The organism is Streptomyces sp. NBC_00663, assembly GCF_036226885.1.
GTDB lineage: Bacteria > Actinomycetota > Actinomycetes > Streptomycetales > Streptomycetaceae > Streptomyces.
Map to the genome: position 1 here is coordinate 6,406,296 of NZ_CP109027.1, position 15,742 is coordinate 6,422,037.

Consider the following 15,742-nt stretch of genomic DNA (forward strand, 5'->3'; position numbering starts at 1 on the left):
GAATGTCCGAGGAGTACGTGTCGGTGTGCCCGGTCGACGAGGAACTGGTCGACCGGCTCCTGGCCCTGGCGGAGCTGGACCTGACCGACGCCGACACCGTCGGTGCCCGGCTCGGTGAAGCCGGGTGGCCCGACTGGTCGGAGGCGGTCAGCGGTCCGGCGTACGAGGAGACACCCGACGTCCCCGAGGCCACCCATGTCACCCCGCACGGCCACTTCGTCACCGCCGACGGCGACGGCACCCTCTATCTGCCCTTCGCCTACCTCTACACCGTCGACGGCGGCCTGCTCGACGAGGACATCTGGGACGCCGTCCCCGGCTGGACCAGCCAGGAGGGCGCCTGGCGGCCGGAGTTCGACGCCCACCACGCCACCGTCGTCCAGCGCTTCACCGACCGGCTCGGCCTCCCGCACCACGACATACGCCAGCCCAGATACAACACCCGGTACGTCAGCTGGCGCCTGGAGCACAACGTACTGATCGTCGGACAGGGCCCCGAGCCGCTGTCGTACGACCAGTTCGAGGACGCCCATGTCCTCCTGCTCTCCCGCACGGCGAAGGACGCGCCGTTCTCGGACAGCGAGGCGATGCGGGCGCTGCTCACCTCCTGACTCCCCGTGGTTTCCCGGGGATTCGACGTCGGCGCCCTCTGCCGCCTCGCCCTGACGCCGTCTAGATTCGGGTCATGGCGGACACAAAGCGCGAGATCGAGCGGAAGTACGAGTCCGACGACAGCGGACTGCCCGACCTCACCGGCGTCGCCGGGGTCGCGGCCGTCATCGACAAGGGTGTCGCACACCTGGACGCCACCTACTACGACACCCACGACGAACGCCTCGCCGCGTCCTCGATCACCCTGCGCCGCCGCACCGGTGGCGTCGACGCCGGCTGGCACCTGAAGTTCCCCGTCGCACCCGGCGTACGGGACGAGATCCAGGCGCCCCTGTCCGACACCGTGCCCCGCGTCCTCGCCGGTCTGGTCCGCTCGCGTGTCCGGGACATCGAGCTGCTGCCCGTCGTCCGGCTCCGCTCCGACCGGGACGTCCGTCATCTCGTCGACGCCGAGGGCGTACTCCTGGCGGAGGCCAGCGTGGACGCCGTCCGCGCCGAACGGCTCACCGAGGGCGGCGGCACCGTCCAGTGGACCGAGATCGAGATCGAGCTCGCCGACGGCGGCGACCCCGGCTTCCTCGACAAGGTGGAGAAACGGCTGCGGAAGGCGGGCGTGAGGCCCTCGGGGTCGGCGTCCAAGCTGGCGCGGGCACTGGCCGAGACCGACGGAAAGAGGAAGCGGAGGAGGAAGACCGGCCCCTCGGCCGCCCCGGAGACCGCCGGGGACCATGTCCTCGCCTATCTCCGCGCCCAGCGGGACACGATCGTCGCACTCGACCCGGCCGTACGGCGGGACGTGTACGACTCCGTGCACCGCATGCGCGTAGCCACCCGCCGGATGCGCAGCGCCTTCAGGTCGTACGGAAAAGTCCTCGACCGGACCGTCACCGACCCGATCGGCGCGGAGCTGAAGTGGCTCGCCGGCGAACTGGGCGTGGACCGCGACCAGGAGGTGCTGACAGAACGGCTGACCGCCCGCCTCGACGAGCTGCCGCGCACCCTGCTCACGGGCCCCGTGCGCACCCGGCTGCGCACCTGGTCGCACGCCCGCAGCAGCGGATCACGCCGCCGTCTGATCGCCGTACTGGACGGAAAGCGGTACCTGGACCTGCTCGCCGCCCTGGACGCCCTGATGGCCGAGCCGCCGGTGCTGAAGGCGGCCGACGGGAGGCCGTCCAAGGTGCTCCCCAAGGCCGTACGGAAGGACTTCGGGAAGCTGACGGAGCTGGTCGAGTCGGCGCTGGAGCTGCCGTCCGGCACCGACCGGGACCTCGCGATCCACGAGGCGCGCAAGAAGTGCAAGCGCACGCGGTACTCGGCCGAGGCGGCGGCCAAGGCGCTCGGGGAGCCGGCCGTCGATCTCGTCCGGTCGATGAAGTCCCTCCAGGGCCTGCTCGGCGACCACCAGGACAGCGTGATGGCCCGCCTGGCTCTGCGTGATCTCGCAGGTCAGGCGTATGGGGCGGGGGAGAGCACCTTCACGTACGGGGTGCTGTACGGGCACGAGGAGCGGCGGGCGGAGCTGGTCGAGCTGGATCTCCCTGTCACCTGGCCATCGCTCAAGGGCGACATGGAGGTCTGACGGCCTCGGAGGTCCGAGCCGAAGTCCGGCGGGACAGGGGTGGTCTCCGCTCGCGTTACGCTAGATGGTCACCCCTGTCCGTCCACGGAAGTGCGAGATGTCAGCCGAAACCGCCGAGTCGGTGTTCCCGCAGCTCGAAGCTCTGCTGCCGCATGTGCAGAAGCCGATTCAGTATGTCGGCGGCGAGCTCAACTCCACGGTCAAGCCCTGGGAGTCCTGTGACGTCCACTGGGCGCTCATGTACCCGGACGCCTACGAGGTCGGGCTGCCCAACCAGGGCGTCATGATCCTCTACGAGGTGCTGAACGAGCAGGAGGGCGTCCTCGCCGAGCGCACGTACAGCGTGTGGCCGGACCTTGAGGCGCTGATGCGGGAGCACGCCGTCCCGCAGTTCACGGTGGACAGCCACCGCCCGGTGAAGGCCTTCGACGTGTTCGGCCTGTCCTTCTCCACGGAGCTGGGCTACACCAACATGCTGACCGCGCTGGACCTGGCGGGCATTCCGCTGGAGTCGCGCGACCGCGGCCTGGACGACCCGATCGTGCTGGCCGGCGGACACGCCGCCTTCAACCCGGAGCCGATCGCCGACTTCATCGACGCCGCGATCATCGGCGACGGCGAGCAGGCCGTGCTCGACATGACGCGGATCATCCGCGAGTGGAAGGCGCAGGGGCGGCCCGGCGGCCGCGAGGAGGTCCTCTTCCGCCTGGCGAAGACGGGCTCGGTCTACATCCCGGCGTTCTACGACGTCGAGTACCTCCCCGACGGCCGCATCGCGCGCGTGGTCCCCAACAAGTCGGGCGTCCCGTGGCGTGTGTCGAAGCACACGGTCATGGACCTGGACGAGTGGCCCTACCCCAAGCAGCCCCTGGTGCCGCTCGCCGAGACGGTCCACGAGCGCATGTCGGTGGAGATCTTCCGCGGCTGTACCCGCGGCTGCCGCTTCTGCCAGGCGGGCATGATCACCCGCCCGGTGCGGGAGCGTTCCATCACGGGCATCGGCGAGATGGTCGAGAAGGGCCTGAAGGCGACGGGCTTCGAGGAGGTCGGCCTCCTCTCCCTGTCCTCGGCGGACCACACGGAGATCGGCGACATCGCCAAGGGCCTGGCGGACCGGTACGAGGAAGACAAGGTCGGCCTCTCGCTCCCCTCCACCCGGGTCGACGCCTTCAACGTGGACCTGGCGAACGAGCTGACGCGCAACGGCCGCCGCTCGGGCCTGACCTTCGCCCCCGAGGGCGGCAGCGAGCGCATGCGCAAGGTCATCAACAAGATGGTGTCGGAGGAAGACCTCATCCGCACCGTTGCCACGGCCTACGGCAACGGCTGGCGCCAGGTGAAGCTGTACTTCATGTGCGGCCTGCCGACGGAGACCGACGACGACGTCCTCCAGATCGCGGACATGGCGATGAACGTGATCGCCAAGGGCCGTGAGGTCTCCCGCTCCAACGACATCCGCTGCACGGTCTCGATCGGCGGCTTCGTCCCCAAGCCCCACACCCCCTTCCAGTGGGCGCCCCAGCTCTCCGCCGAGGAGACGGACGCCCGCCTGGAGAAGCTCCGCGACAAGATCCGCGGCGACAAGAAGTACGGCCGCTCCATCGGCTTCCGCTACCACGACGGCAAGCCCGGCATCGTCGAGGGCCTGCTGTCCCGCGGCGACCGCCGTATCGGCGCGGTCATCCGCGCGGTCTACGAGGACGGCGGCCGCTTCGACGGCTGGCGCGAGCATTTCTCCTACGACCGCTGGATGCAGTCCGCCGACAAGGCCCTCGCCCCCTTCGGCGTGGACGTCGACTGGTACACCACCCGCGAGCGCACGTACGAGGAGGTCCTCCCCTGGGACCACCTCGACTCCGGCCTCGACAAGGACTGGCTCTGGGAGGACTGGCAGGACGCCCTCGACGAGACCGAGGTCGACGACTGCCGCTGGACACCGTGCTTCGACTGCGGGGTGTGCCCGCAGATGGACACGTCCATCCAGATCGGCCCGACCGGGAAGAAGCTGCTGCCCCTCACAGTCAAGAACGCAGCACCGACACCGGCTGCGAGTGGTCACTCGCACTGAGGTGAGTGAGGCGTTGCGGCGCGTGGTGGACTCCCTGGAGGGCGGCAGCGAGGAAGAGACGGCTGCTGCCCTCAGGGCGCTCGGCGTCGAGGCCGGTCGGCGGTTGCCCGCGCGGGAGAACCTCGCATTCAGCGGGCGTCGCCTGAGTGGCTGCTCTCGGTTCGCGAGGTGCCTCATGGCTTCCTAGCGTGGTGGTATCCGCTACCGAGGAGGCCACATGCCGGTGAGCGAGCCGCCTGGGGGCAGTCCTGGTTGGGGGAGTCGGGGGCAAGCCTCGCCGCCTCCCGGGCCGCCTCAGAAGAAGCCGCGGGGCCGTGGCTGTCTCTGGGGATGCGCGGGCGCCGTGGCTGCGGTGGTCGTCATCGTCGTCGTGGTGTTGGTGATCGCGCTCGCGGGTGGCAGCGATGAGAGCACCACCTCTGCGCCCAGCGCGAGCACAACGGCCTCAGCGACGCGGCAGGCGGAGACGCAGGAGCCTGAGGCGGAGCGGGCCGACCTCGTCAGCTTCCAGCTCGACGACCGCTCACAGGCAGGTATCACGAACATCTGGCTCGTCTGGACGATCAAGAACAGCAGCAGCGAGAAGTCCGACTACTCCTGGGACTGGGAGGCGGTCGACGCCGGGGGCACGCGCGTGGAGAACGGTTCGGAGTTCGAGACGGATGTGCAGCCTGGTCAGACGGCCAAGGGTGAGTACCCCACGACGCTCAAGAGCGTGAAGGGCATCAAGCTCAACATCACCGGCTTCGACCGTACTGCCAGCTACTGAACTGAGCAGGTTGGTTGAGGCTGGCGTGGCGGCGCCGGTGCCCGCTGCCAGTGGGTGCTCGGGCTGAGCTGGGTCAGGGGCCGTTGTAGGTGTCGTGCCAGTGCCACCAGGTGTACGGGGCCGACTGGGGGTAGGTCTCCGGGGAGTCCTCCCAGGTTTCCTGGCGGCCCAGGGCTGTCATGTCCAGGTAGGTCCAGGTGCTGCCGAGGGCCTCGTCGCCGCGGGCGTTGATGAAGTAGGTGCGGTAGACGGTGTCGGCGTCGTGGATGAAGGCGTTGGTGCCGTGCCAGTCGTTGACGCCGAAGTCGGTGTCGAAGTCGTCGGTGAGTGTGTACCAGGGGATCGTCCAGCCCATCCTCGTCTTCACCCGCTCGATGTCCGGCTGCGGGGCGCGCGAGGCGAAGACGAGGGTGGTGTCGCGAGCGTTGAGGTGGGCGAGGTTGCCCACGTGGTCGGCGACCATGGAGCAGCCGACGCAGGCGTGGTCCGGCCATCCGTTGACGCCCGGTTCGAAGAAGGCGCGGTAGACGATCAGCTGGCGGCGGCCCTGGAAGAGGTCACGAAGGGTCGCGGGGCCGCCCGGGCCCTCGAACTCGTACGCCTTGTCCACCTTCAGCCAGGGCATGCGGCGGCGCCTGGCCGCCAGGGCGTCGCGGGCCCGGGTCAGCCGCTTCTCCTCCACGAGGAGTTCCTGGCGTGCCGCCTCCCACTCCTGCGCCGAAACGATCGGGGGTGTCTTCATGGCGGGGTTCACCGTCCTTTCGCTACCTGTCCAGGGTCCGCCGTCACGGCCAGTTTGGTGCGGGCGAAGTCGTGATTGGCGGCCACTCGCTCGCGGTGCTGGGCGGGCAGCTTCCCGCCGTCCAGGAGCTTCTCGCAGGCCTCCAGCGACTCGCGGTAGGCGCCCATCCAGTACGCCGCGACCGCCAGCTCGTCCAGGGCGCGCCAGTCGTACCAGGCGTGCTCGACGAAGAGGATGTCGTCGGGCGGCGGGAGCTCCGCCGCGCGCCGCGCGAACAGGTAGGCGAGCGGCCAGCGTTCTCCCCGTGTCCGGCACAGATGGGCGAGTTCGCCCAGCGGTTCGGCACGGGTGGGTCGGTGTTCATGGGCGTCCAGGAAGCGGGACATGACCTCGGGCGTACGGCGCTTCAGCGTCAGGGCGAGGCGGGCCGCGTAGAGCCGGGAGCAGAAAGCCTCCTCGGCGAAGCCGTCCATGGCCGCGCGGCGGTCGTAGGCGGCCAGTGCCTTCGCCGGCTCGTCGGCGTCCCGCCAGCTCTGGGCGAGGTAGAAGGCGTAGCGGGTGTTGCCGGGGTCCTTGGCGAGGCCGTCCTTGAGGAGCGCCGCGTCCCGCAGGTACTTGGTGCGCGGGCTGCCCTGCGACCGGCCGCCGCCGCCCATGATCACCATGCGGACGCCGGTGAGCGACGCCCGGCTGAACTCCGTGTCGCATTCCAGGTATTCGTGGAGTACGCCGACGTACCGCCACGGGAGTCGGGTCGACACCAGCGTCGGGCGCCAGTGGACGACGGGGCCGTGGCGGACCGCCATGTCGTAGCAGTCGTGGGTGAGCGTCGGCCGGGTGAAGCCGGGGTCGGTCTCCAGTACGTCGTCGGCGTCGATGAAGAGCAGGTGGCTCGCGCGCTCCCGGGCCCGTTCGATCGCCTCCGTGCGGCTCGCGCCGAAGCCGCGGAAGGGGCTCTCGTACAGCGTTCCCGGCAGGTCGGCGAGGGTCTCGCGGACGATGTCCTGGGTGCCGTCGGTCGAGCCGGTGTCCAGGATCACCCAGCTGTCGACGAGGGGCCGTACGGAGTCGAGGCAGCGTCGGATCACATGCGCCTCGTCCTTGACAATCATATTGAGGCAGACCGCGTTTGTGTTATTCATGGCATTTTCTTTTCTCTGCAGAAAAGGACCGCCCGGTGAAATTATCCGGCTCCAGGGGTGCGTGCAAGGAGCCACCGGCGAAAGGGTAGGTATAGGTATTCCTATGGTCATCGCCGCACAGCTTCCTCCGCCCCGCGAAGAATTCCGGCCCGATGTCGCGGACGCTTCCGCGCGGGGCCGGATGCTGCTCTGGCTGGGGCCACTCGCCCTCGCCCTGGGGCTGGGCGGCCTCGGGCTGACCGGCTCGCTGCTCGGCCGCGACGAGCTGGTCACCTGGGACATGGCCGGCCGGGACACCGACGGGATCCTCGCCACGGTGCGGAACGTCGACGCCGTGCACGGCACCTATTACCTGCTGATGCACGGATGGGTGGAGCTCTTCGGGGATTCCGCCCTTTCGCTGCGGCTGCCTTCCCTGTTCGCGGCGGCCGGCGCGGCGGCGGTCGTGGCGCTCCTCGGGAACCGGCTCTTCGGATATCGGGCCGGAATTCTGGCCGGGTTCCTCTTCGCGCTCGTCCCGGCGGTGAGCCGCTATGGCCAGGAAGCCCGCTCGTACGCGCTGGTGATGCTGGCCGTCGCGCTCGCCACGCTCCTGCTCCTGAGGGCCCTGGACCGGCCGCGCGGCCTCTGGCGCTGGGCCGCCTACGCGCTCGCGCTGACCCTCACCGGACTGCTGCATCTGATCGCGCTGTCCGTCGTGATCGCTCACGTCTGTCTGCTCGCCGCCCACGCGCGCCGTGACCGCTCCCTGTGGTGGCGGGCCGGTCTCGCCCTCGCTGCGGTCGCCGTGGTGGTCGCCCCGTTCGCCCTGCTCGGCCGCTCCCAGGCCGGACGCCAGCTGTACTGGGTCCCGGCGCCCGACGGCTGGGCGCTGCTCTCCCTCCCCGGCGAGGTCTTCGCCTCCGCGGTGTGCGCCGGAGCCCTCATCGCCCTGGCCCTGGCGGCCCGCGCCAAGCGCAGGGCCCCGCTGCTGCTGTGCGGCACCTGGGCGCTGCTGCCCCCGGCCCTGGTCTGGGCCGCCTCCCACGGCGAGGTCTCCTACTTCCGCGGCGTCTACGTCCTGTGCACCCTCCCGGCCTGGGCACTGCTCGCCGGCTCAGGCCCGGCCTCCGCCCGGCGTTCCTGGAAGGCGGCGGCCTCGGTTCTCGTGGCGCTGGCCCTGATCACCCTGCCGGACCAGCGGCAGGTGCGGCAGCCCTTCGAGCACAACGCCCCGGTGCCCCTCGACTACGCGGCCGCGGCGGAGGTGATCGAGCGGCTCCACCAGCCCGGGGACGCCGTGGTCTACGACCGCTTCGACAGCTGGCAGCTCGACGGTGGCGTGCGGTACTACCTGCCGCGTGACATGGAGCTGCGGGATGTCTTCCTGACGCGGACCCCGGCCGAGATCGACGATCTCTACGCGGTCCAGTGCTCCGTCCCGGAGCTGTGCCTCAGGGGCGAGCGCCGCATCTGGCTGCTGACGCAGGGGACCGACTTCCCCTTCAACGCGATCGACCCGGCGCAGGCGGGGGCCCTGCGGAGCCGGTACACGATCTCGACGAGCACGCAGGTGACGGGGATGACGGTGAGTCTGCTGGAGCGCATCGGTGCGGCAGGTGCGGCAGGCGCGGCAGGGGGTGTCCGGCAGTCCTGACATGCTGCCGGACGCCCCCTTGCGGCGGTCCTACGGCACGACGGTCCCGCCGTTCACAGCGCCGGGCGCCGGCTGCCTGTTCACCAGGGTCCAGGCGTCTTCGCAGGTCAGCGTCGGTGAGCTGTCGGTGTCCACATCACACGTGGTCTCCCAGATCGCACCGGTCGTGGTGATGACGTCGATGTTGACGTCCCCTTCCGTGCCCCCGCCCAGGGCCTGCTGGGCGATGGAGATGCCACAGGCGTCCGAGGGATAGTCGTCGAGGCCGCTGAGGTCGGTCCACAGGTACGGTCCCGGAGCCGGCTGGAGGTCGCGAATGCCGGCGTAGGCCCTGGTGATCGGGTCGCTCTCGGTCGCCGGGGACAGCACGGCCCGCAGCTCGAAGTTGTTCTCGTCCCGGGTGGCGTCGATGTCGACGCACGGGCCCGCCGCGCCGGTGGCTCCGGTCGCACCCGTGGCGCCGGTGGCACCCGTCGCGCCCGTGGCACCTGGGGTACCGCCCTCGCCAGGAGTACCCGTGGCGCCGGTCGCCCCGGTGGCACCCGTCGCACCCGTCGCGCCCTTAGGACCCGTGGCGCCCTTCGGCCCCGTCGCCCCGGTGGCGCCCTTGCACTTGTCCTTGCCGGTGTACGCCTCCGCGCCCGCTCTCGAGTGGTGGGGCTTGTGCGGCTTGCAGTTGTCGCCCGTCTGCGGTGCCGCGGCCGGTTTCTCGGACACCGCCTGCGCGGCCGCCGCGGCCGGCGTGATCACTCCGGCGGCGATGACCAGAGCGAGGGAGGTCAGCACCCCGGCCTTCTGGAACCTCACCCGGGCCAGTGGCCCCAGCAGCGAGGGAGTGGGTCGAGGACTCATTGGCATGCTCCTTGGCGCGAAAGCGGGCCCGGGGGAGTTCCCGGACCTCGGTGCGAGGGTGACCTGATCGCCCACGACAACCGCCGCGCGCGCGGCGGACGCGCCGTCAAATAGGTAAAACGGTCTAGCGGACAAGGGTTGTGACGGCATCGCAACCCACGACGCGCATCCGGGCCGCGGGCCGTCGCGTCTTGTCCGGTATGGAACCGCAGAAGCCGCTGCCCGAGACCCGACAGCCGGAGGGGTGCCTCGTGACGGCCATCCGCATCCCGGTGCGGATCGTCGTACTGGTGCTGGTCGTGCCGGTACGGATCGTGTGGGACGCGCTCGTCGTGGCCGGGCGGTTCCTCCGCGACACGGTGCTCAGGCCGTTCGGGCGGGCGCTGCTGTGGGTGGGACGGGCGGTGTTCGTCTGGCCGTTCGTCGGGTTGTGGCGGTACGTCGCCGTGCCGCTCGGCAAGGGGCTCGCCCGGCTCGGCGACATCCTCGTCGTCGTACCCGTGGTGTGGCTGTACCGGTACGTCCTCACTCCGGTGGGGCACGGCCTCGCCTGGGTGTACGCGCGCGTGCTCACGCCGGTCGGGCACGGGATCATGTGGTTCCTGCGAGGGATCGGCGCCGGGCTCGCCGCGGTCGGGGTCGGGGTGTACGCCGCCGTGGCCTGGCTCGCGCGGTACCTCGTCCTCGTACCCGCCGCCTGGGTGTACGCCTGGATCCTCACGCCGGTCGGACACGGCATCGGCTGGATCCTCCGCGGGATCGGGCTCGCGCTGTACTGGATCGCGCGCGTGGCGCTCGTGCTGCCCGCGCTCGCCCTGTGGCGCTGGGTGCTCGTGCCCGTCGGGCGGTTCCTCGCCGTCGTGGCGCGGGAGGTGGGGGACGCGCTCGGACACGCCTGGCGGATCGCCGGGCACCTCTCGCTCGCCGTCGGTCGGTTCCTCGGGAGCCTCTTCCGGTGGATCTTCGTGGAACCGGTGCGATGGGTGTACCGGACCCTGCTCACGCCGGTCGGACATGTCGTACGAGATGTGGTGCTGCGGCCCGTCGCCGGGGCGGCCCGCAGTGTGGGACGGGCCACGCGGGAGGTGCTCGCCTCCGTGCGGGAGTCCGCGCGGCAGGCGCGGGCCGACTTCCGGCGGATGCTCCTCGGCGAGCCCCGGGAGCCGGTCGCGGTGGACCGGCGGGAACCGACGGCGCACGAGACACGTACTCTTGGTAGGAGTACGACCGTTCTCACTAAGGACTGACGACACTGGGCAAGCGACAGCCCGAAGGCCCGCCGCCCGCACCCGCGGTGCAGCGCATCCGACTGCGCTACACCAAGCGCGGCCGCCTCCGGTTCACCAGCCATCGTGACTTCCAGCGCGCCTTCGAGCGTGCGCTGCGCCGCGCCGAGGTGCCGATGGCGTACTCGGCGGGGTTCACGCCGCATCCGAAGGTGTCGTACGCCAATGCCGCACCCACCGGCACGGGCAGTGAGGCGGAATATCTGGAGATCGCCCTCACCGAGGCGCGGGACCCCGAGAAGCTCAGGGTTCTGCTCGACGAGTCGATGCCCGCCGGGCTCGACATCGTCGACGCGGTCGAGGCCCGGACGTCCGGGCTCGCCGACCGGCTGACCGCCTCTGTGTGGGAGCTGCGGCTCGACGGGGTCGAGCCGGCGGAGGCCGAGCGGGCCGTCGCCGTGTTCAACGCCGCCGAGGCCGTCGAGGTCCAGCGCATGACCAAGAACGGCGTTCGCACCTTCGACGCCCGTTCGGCGGTCGTAGATCTTGAAACGCACAGTTCGGCTGCTGATAGGCCGAGCGACCAGCCCTGTGCGATACTGCGGCTGGTTGTTCGGCACGTGACGCCTGCCGTACGACCCGACGACGTCCTGTCCGGTCTCCGCGCCGTGGCCGACCTGGCGCCGCCGGTCCCCGCTGCGGTGACCAGGCTGGCGCAGGGGCTGTTCGATGAAGAGACCGGCGAGGTGACCGACCCGCTCGCGCCCGACCGCGAGGCAGCTGAGGCCCCCACAACGGCCGCTGCCGCCGCGAAGGCGCCGGCGTAGGTCCCGCGAAAGGACGGACGTCGTAGCGCCGCCCTCGTATCCGGGAGCCACCTGGGTCGGGCAGCGCACCGACCAGAAGACTTTCGCCAGGCCGTACCCAACAAGGGTGTACGGAACCGGCGAGACAGGACACAGAGAGCTCCCGTGCGGCGCCCGCGCCCCGGACGGCGGCACCGCGCATCGCGCGAGCCGCGGACGTCACCGGCATCGCCGGACCAGGCGCGGCGCCCGGGAGCCTGACGGGAGAAACGCCCGCATGCTCGAGCCGACCGAACCCACTGAGCCCGCCATGGGCTCCGAACTCAACACCCCCAGCGACACCCTGCCGCCGCGCCGCCGGCGCCGTGCCGCGTCCCGACCGGCGGGTCCGCCGGTCGGGGGCCCCGCCGAGGCATCGGACGAGGCGACGCCGGCCATACCGGCCGCCGAGGACGCCTCCGAGGAGCCGACGGTGACCGCCGAGGCCGTGGAGGCCGCAGGGAGCGGGGAGACCGAAGAGGCCCCCGCGCCCGCCGCGCGTACGCGTCGCCGTGCCACCCGCCGGGCATCCGCGCCCGCCGGTACCCCCGCCGCTGACACCACGGTCGCGGAGACCGTTGTGCCGGTGGCCGAGGAGACCGCGCCCGTCGCGGAGCCGACGGTGACCGCGGAGGCCGAAGCGGAGGCCGAGGAGGCCGCCGCGCCCGCGCCCCGTACGCGTCGCCGTGCCACCCGTAGGGCGTCCGCGCCCGCCGGTGCCCCCGCCGCCGAGGCCGCCGAAACCGTCGTAGCCCCCGCCGAGCCCGAGGCCGCCGCACCGGCCGTAGAGGAGCCGGAGGCCGAGGAGGCCGCCGCGCCCGCGCCCCGTACGCGTCGTCGCGCCACCCGTAGGGCGTCCGCGCCCGCCGGTGGCCCCGCCGCCGACGCCGTTCCCGAGGCCGAGGCTCCGGTGAGCGTCGAGCCGGAGACGAGCGTCGCCGAGGAAGCCGCACCGGCCGAGGAAGAGGCCCCCCGTCGGGGCCGTCGGCGTGCCACGCGTCGAGTGACCGCGCCCACCGAGGCGCCCGAGACCGTGGAGGCGCCCGTGAGCGCTGACAACGAGACCAAGCCCGCCGAGACCGAGTCGGCTGAGACCAAGCCGGTCGAGGCCGCTGCCGAGGCTCCGGCCGAGGAGGCCGCCGCCGCGGAAGAGGCCCCGCGCCGCGCCCGCCGGCGTTCCGTGCGCCGGGCCGCCACCGGGTTCTCCGAGCCCGCGCGGGCCGCGGGCGACGACGCCGAGGAGGACGCTCCGCGTCGGCCCGCGCGGCCCGCCGTGGCCGTCTTCCAGGCGCCCGTGTTCGCCGAGCCGCAGTTCCAGACGCCCGAGCGCGCCGCCGCCGCGGCCGCCGCCGAGGCGGAGGTCGAGGAGCCCGAGGAGCCCGTGGCCGAGGAGCCCCAGGAGGAGCCGGTCGCCGCGCGCCGCCGTCGCCGCCGCCGGGGCGAGCCCGCGGAGGCCGAGGCGCCGCAGGTCGTCGAGACCGCCGCCGAGGACGAGCCGGAGGAGGCCGAGGAGTCGGCCGAGGACGCCGTCGACAGCGAGTCGGACGAGTCGGAGGAGGGCGGCTCCCGCCGTCGCCGTCGCCGTGGTGGCCGTCGCCGTCGTCGCGGTGAGTCCGCCGAGTCGGAGGCCGAGGAGGGCGACGAGTTCGCTGCCGAGCAGGCCGACCAGGATGCCGAGGACACCGCCGAGCAGGTCGAGGAGGACGCCGAGGACGACGACGAGGGCGGTTCCTCGTCCTCCAGCAGCCGTCGCCGCCGGCGCCGTCGCCGCCGCGCCGGTGACTCCTCCTCCGACGCCGAGCCCGGTGACGGCGACCCCGAGCGCACCGTCGTGAAGGTCCGCGAGCCGCGCCCGAAGGCGGAGCCGTCCGACGAGGTGCAGTCCATCAAGGGCTCCACGCGTCTGGAGGCCAAGAAGCAGCGCCGCCGTGAAGGCCGTGAGCAGGGCCGCCGTCGCGTCCCGATCATCACCGAGGCCGAGTTCCTGGCCCGCCGTGAGGCCGTCGAGCGTGTGATGGTCGTCCGGCAGAGCGGTGAGCGCACGCAGATCGGCGTCCTGGAGGACGGCGTACTCGTCGAGCACTACGTCAACAAGGAGCAGGCCACCTCGTACGTCGGCAACGTCTACCTGGGCAAGGTCCAGAACGTGCTGCCGTCCATGGAGGCCGCGTTCATCGACATCGGCAAGGGGCGCAACGCGGTCCTGTACGCCGGTGAGGTCAACTTCGAGGCGCTGGGCATGGCCAACGGGCCGCGGCGCATCGAGTCCGCGCTGAAGTCCGGCCAGTCGGTGCTCGTCCAGGTGACGAAGGACCCGATCGGCCACAAGGGCGCCCGTCTGACCAGCCAGGTCTCCCTCCCGGGCCGTTACCTCGTGTACGTCCCCGAGGGCTCGATGACCGGCATCAGCCGCAAGCTGCCCGACACCGAGCGCGCCCGGCTGAAGACGATCCTCAAGAAGATCGTTCCCGAGGACGCGGGCGTCATCGTGCGCACCGCCGCCGAGGGCGCCAGCGAGGACGAGCTGCGCCGCGATGTCGAGCGGCTCCAGGCGCAGTGGGAGGACATCCAGAAGAAGTCGAAGAACGGCAACGCCCCGACGCTGCTGTACGGCGAGCCGGACATGACGGTCCGGGTCGTCCGCGACATCTTCAACGAGGACTTCACCAAGGTCGTCGTCAGCGGTGACGAGGCGTGGGAGACCATCCACGGCTACGTCTCGCACGTCGCGCCCGACCTGGCCGACCGGCTGTCGAAGTGGACCTCCGAGGTCGACGTCTTCGCCACCTACCGGATCGACGAGCAGCTGTCCAAGGCGCTGGACCGCAAGGTCTGGCTGCCGAGCGGCGGTTCGCTGGTGATCGACCGGACCGAGGCGATGGTCGTCGTCGACGTCAACACCGGCAAGTTCACCGGCCAGGGCGGCAACCTGGAGGAGACGGTCACCAGGAACAACCTGGAGGCGGCCGAGGAGATCGTGCGCCAGCTGCGGCTGCGCGACCTCGGCGGCATCATCGTCATCGACTTCATCGACATGGTCCTGGAGCAGAACCGGGACCTGGTGCTACGGCGCCTCCTGGAGTGCCTGGGCCGGGACCGGACCAAGCACCAGGTCGCCGAGGTCACCTCGCTGGGCCTGGTCCAGATGACCCGTAAGCGGGTCGGCCAGGGTCTGCTGGAGTCGTTCTCCGAGACCTGCGTCCACTGCAACGGCCGCGGTGTCATCGTCCACATGGAGCAGCCGACCTCCCTCGGGGGCGGCGGCAAGCGCAAGAAGCGCGGGCGTGGCGGCATCGAGCACGTGCATGAGGCCGCGGTGGCGGCCGAGGCCGTCGACCACGACCACGAGGCCGACGAGGAGACCGAGGCCGACCTCGTCGCCGAGGTCGCCGAGCCGGTCGCGCTGCCCGCGCCCGTCTTCGAGCCGGACGAGGAGCTGTACAGCAGCGCCGCCGAGGCGGAGGCCGCGGCCGGCCGGGGCCGTTCGCGGCGCCGGACGAGCCGGCGCGCGTCGGCGCCGGCCGGTGCGCCGCGTCGCGAGAAGGCGGACAGGTCCGAGCGGAACGAGCGGGCTGAGCGGAACGAGCGGGCGGAGCAGGTCGAGGAGACCGTCCAGGCCGTTCCGACCGCGCAGGACGTCACCGTCGAGCAGGAGGTCGAGCGTCCGGTGCAGCCGGAGCCGGCCACCGAGGCGCACACCGAGCCGGTCGCCGTCGAGGACCCGGTCGTCGAGGAGGCCGCGCCCAAGGGCCGCACCCGTCGCCGCGCCACCCGCAAGGTGTCCGCGCCGGCCGGGTCGCCCGCGGGAGCCGAGGCCGCCGTGGTGACGGTCGCCGAGACCGTCCCCGTGGCGGAGGAGGCGCCGGCCGCGCAGCCCGAGACGCCGGCCGAGCCGGTCGCCGAGAGCGCCGCACCGGCCCGCCCGCGGCGCCGCGCCGTGCGCAAGGCCACCGCGCCGACCGCGTCCGAGGAAGCGGCCGTCGTGGTCGTGCCGGCGGTGACGGAGACCGTGGCCGCGGAGGAGCCGGAGGCGCCCGCCAAGAAGACGGCCCGTAAGACGGCCAAGAAGGCGACGGCGAAGAAGGCCGCCACCAAGAAGACGGTGGCCAAGAAGACGGTGGCGAAGAAGACCGCCGCCAAGAAGACGACCGCCAAGAAGGCGGCGTCGAAGAAGACGGCGGCGGCCGAGCAGCAGTCCGCCCCGTCCGTCTCCACGGCGGCCGACGAGGGCTGACGCCCCGCCACCCGCGCACACATGAAGCCGCCCT

At 71.7% G+C, this 15,742-nt stretch carries 11 protein-coding genes; 8 read left to right on the forward strand and 3 right to left on the reverse strand.

The window, feature by feature from the left end; translation table 11 throughout:
• Positions 1-2 precede the first annotated feature (2 nt).
• From OG866_RS29260 to OG866_RS29275, 4 genes are all read left to right on the forward strand, one after another.
• Complete coding sequence (locus OG866_RS29260) at positions 3-611, forward strand: hypothetical protein (RefSeq protein ID WP_329339268.1); 609 nt, start codon at positions 3-5, stop codon at positions 609-611.
• A 74-nt stretch (positions 612-685) separates the two neighbouring features.
• Complete coding sequence (locus tag OG866_RS29265; protein ID WP_329339270.1) at positions 686-2,194, forward strand: CYTH and CHAD domain-containing protein; 1,509 nt, start codon at positions 686-688, stop codon at positions 2,192-2,194.
• Between the two features lie 97 nt (positions 2,195-2,291).
• Entirely contained in the window at positions 2,292-4,262 is a 1,971-nt protein-coding gene (locus OG866_RS29270) for a TIGR03960 family B12-binding radical SAM protein (protein ID WP_329339272.1), read from the forward strand.
• 343 nt (positions 4,263-4,605) lie between these two features.
• Positions 4,606-5,031: a hypothetical protein gene (locus OG866_RS29275; RefSeq protein WP_329339274.1), complete on the forward strand. Its 426-nt coding sequence runs from the start codon at positions 4,606-4,608 to the stop codon at positions 5,029-5,031.
• A 73-nt stretch (positions 5,032-5,104) separates the two neighbouring features.
• On the opposite strand, the gene OG866_RS29280 is transcribed toward OG866_RS29275, so the two are convergent.
• Both OG866_RS29280 and OG866_RS29285 read right to left on the reverse strand, forming a co-directional pair.
• Positions 5,105-5,773, reverse strand: a complete 669-nt coding sequence (locus OG866_RS29280; RefSeq protein WP_329339276.1) for a DUF899 domain-containing protein — start codon at positions 5,771-5,773, stop codon at positions 5,105-5,107.
• Between the two features lie 8 nt (positions 5,774-5,781).
• Positions 5,782-6,885: a tetratricopeptide repeat-containing glycosyltransferase gene (locus OG866_RS29285; RefSeq protein WP_329339278.1), complete on the reverse strand. Its 1,104-nt coding sequence runs from the start codon at positions 6,883-6,885 to the stop codon at positions 5,782-5,784.
• Positions 6,886-7,018: 133 nt separating this feature from the next.
• On the opposite strand from OG866_RS29285, the gene OG866_RS29290 reads away from it, so the two are divergent.
• The gene (locus OG866_RS29290) at positions 7,019-8,551 is read left to right on the forward strand and encodes a glycosyltransferase family 39 protein (protein WP_329339280.1); all 1,533 of its coding nucleotides are present in this window, start codon (positions 7,019-7,021) and stop codon (positions 8,549-8,551) included.
• Positions 8,552-8,581: 30 nt separating this feature from the next.
• On the opposite strand, the gene OG866_RS29295 is transcribed toward OG866_RS29290, so the two are convergent.
• Positions 8,582-9,403: a hypothetical protein gene (locus OG866_RS29295; protein WP_329339282.1), complete on the reverse strand. Its 822-nt coding sequence runs from the start codon at positions 9,401-9,403 to the stop codon at positions 8,582-8,584.
• Between the two features lie 200 nt (positions 9,404-9,603).
• On the opposite strand from OG866_RS29295, the gene OG866_RS29300 reads away from it, so the two are divergent.
• The 3 genes from OG866_RS29300 to OG866_RS29310 all read left to right on the forward strand — a co-directional run bounded on the left by OG866_RS29300 (position 9,604) and on the right by OG866_RS29310 (position 15,708).
• Positions 9,604-10,650 carry a hypothetical protein gene (locus OG866_RS29300; RefSeq protein ID WP_329339284.1) on the forward strand — a complete coding sequence of 349 codons (1,047 nt, stop codon included), beginning with the start codon at positions 9,604-9,606 and terminating at the stop codon, positions 10,648-10,650.
• Between the two features lie 47 nt (positions 10,651-10,697).
• Entirely contained in the window at positions 10,698-11,456 is a 759-nt protein-coding gene (locus tag OG866_RS29305) for a TIGR03936 family radical SAM-associated protein (protein WP_329339286.1), read from the forward strand.
• 256 nt (positions 11,457-11,712) lie between these two features.
• On the forward strand, positions 11,713-15,708 hold the full coding sequence (locus OG866_RS29310; RefSeq protein WP_329339288.1) for an Rne/Rng family ribonuclease: 3,996 nt from the start codon (positions 11,713-11,715) through the stop codon (positions 15,706-15,708).
• The last annotated feature ends 34 nt before the right edge of the window (positions 15,709-15,742 follow it).